Origin of the sequence: Bradyrhizobium sp. (assembly GCF_049798375.1) — a bacterium.
GTDB lineage: Bacteria > Pseudomonadota > Alphaproteobacteria > Rhizobiales > Xanthobacteraceae > Bradyrhizobium.
This window is the reverse complement of record NZ_JBARGP010000779.1, coordinates 1-2,042: the sequence shown is the minus strand read 5'-3', so window position 1 is coordinate 2,042 and position 2,042 is coordinate 1. Positions and strand designations below refer to the sequence as shown.

The 2,042-nt window shown below is 63.7% G+C and carries 2 protein-coding genes and 1 pseudogene; all 3 read right to left on the bottom strand.

The genetic code is table 11. From position 1 onward, the window contains the following. Nucleotides 1-387: pseudogene (locus WA702_RS29825) on the bottom strand (transketolase); the annotation flags it as partial. 43 nt (nucleotides 388-430) lie between these two features. Further along, nucleotides 431-1,429, bottom strand: a complete 999-nt coding sequence (locus tag WA702_RS29820; RefSeq protein WP_425114120.1) for an NAD-dependent epimerase/dehydratase family protein — start codon at nucleotides 1,427-1,429, stop codon at nucleotides 431-433. Nucleotides 1,430-1,440: 11 nt separating this feature from the next. Further along, nucleotides 1,441-2,042, bottom strand: a 602-nt coding sequence (locus tag WA702_RS29815) for an SIS domain-containing protein (protein ID WP_425114119.1), incomplete at its 5' end; no start/stop codon positions are given.

Genomic DNA, 2,042 nt, shown 5'->3' with positions numbered 1-2,042 from the left:
GCCGAGCGAGCCGGTCGCGGCCTCGACGCCGGGCAGCAGGTTCGCCGGCGGATGTTCGGCGAGACGGCCGCCATCCTGACAATAGGTGTCGAGCTCTTCGATCGGGAAGTAGCCCTTCATCGCCAAGGTCGCGAACAGCGCAGCGGCCGCATGCCCCTTCGACAGGATGAAGCGGTCGCGCAACGGATCGGTCGGGTTCTTCGGGTCGACGTTGAGCACGTGCCAATAGGCCGCCGTCATCGCGTCCGCGCAGGACAGCGACGAGGCGAGATGCGCGGCCTGGGCCTTGTGCGACATCTCGATGATCTTGCCGCGCAGCTTGGCGGCCTGCGCCTTCAAAGCGGCGGCATCGGGTGCGCCTGCTGGGCTCCGGACTGCAACGTTCATCGTGCTCTCCAGTGGCGCCTTCCAGCAGGAAGGCGCGGGGTCGTCAGGGTTTGTGGTCGTATTTGGTCGGCAGCTTCGCCATGTCGCTTTCGAAACGGCGCGCCCAGGCGATGACGTCGTCGATGCCCTGTTCCAAAGAGAACGTATCGCGCCAGCCGAGCTCGGTGCGTAGCTTGAGGCTATCGAGCGTGTAGGCGGTGTCCTTGCCCGGACGCTCGGGGCCGATCTCGACGCAGTCCTCGAACTTCTTGCCGAGACGGGCGAGGATCATCTCGACCAGGGTGCGGATCGAGACCAGCTCATAGCCGGAGATATGATAGGTGTCACCGAGGGTGCCCTTGCGCCCAATCTTCACCGTCGCATCCGAGACGTCGGTCATGTGGATGAACACGCGGATCGACTTGCCGCCGCCGTCGAGGCGCAGCTTCTGGCCGGTCATCGCAGCCACGATGGTGCGCGGCACGATCCGGTAGAGCTGCTGGCCAGGGCCGTAGACATTGGCGGCGCGGGTGAAGACAACAGGGAATTGGTAGTTGGCGAAATAGGTGCGCAGGCTCATGTCGCCGGCCGCACGCGACACCGCATAGGGCGTCGACGGGTTGAACGGCGCGTCTTCCTTCACCCAGCCCTCGGTCGAGCCATACGCCTCGGGCGTCGTGACGTGGACGTAACGCTCCAGGCCGTCATAGTTGCGCAAGAGATCGTGCAGCCGCACGGCGGAGACGACATTGGTCATCATCCAGTGGTCCGGGTACAGCCAGCTCTCGCCGACCATGCTTTGCGCGGCGAAATTCACCACATGGGTCGGACGCTCTGTCGCGAGCAGCGCCTTCAGCGCCTCGAGATCGTGGTTCAGATCGATGCGCTGGAACCGAACTTTGCCCGGACGCTTCTGCCACTTGTAGGGCAGGAAGGCATCGTGGGGCTCGTCGGAGCGGCTGGTCGCGATCACGTCATGACCGGCCGCAGCCAGGAAGTCCGCAAATGTCGCGCCCGAGAACGAGTTCGAGCCGAGGATCAGATACTTTTCATTGCCCGCCATGACGTTATCCGTCAGACCTCGCGGTTCGTGATGATGTCGCCACGCTGGGCATAGAGCCACTGCATGATCATGTGGCCGATCACCATCTGCGCGTCCTCAGCGATCTGCATATCGTCGACCGCGAAATGGATCGGCACGTCGGCCATCGCCTTGGCCTTGCCGCCGGAGAAGCCGAGCACGGCATAGCTTGTCATGCCGATCTTCTTGCCCTCCTCGAGCGCCTTCAGGATATTCGGCGAGTTGCCGGAGCCGGAGAAGGCGATCAGCACATCGCCCTTGCGCGCCAGCACAGCGAGCTGCAGCGAGAACACCTGGTCATAGCCTTCGTCGTTGGCGAGGCAGGTGATGACGGACGGATTGGACGACAGCGAATGCACGCGCAGGCCCGAACCCGGAGTTTTCGACAGCGCATAGAGGAAATCGTTGGCGAGATGGTTGGCGTTGCCGCCGCTGCCGCCATTGCCGCAGAAGAACACCTGCCGGCCGGTCTGCCAGCTGTCGCGCAAATCGTAGGCGAGCTTTTCGACTGGTGCCCAGTCGAAACCCCTGAGTATGTCGCTGAAGCGGCTGGTGTAGTCGGCGAACAGCGAGCCGGGGGTCCGGAAAGCAAGGA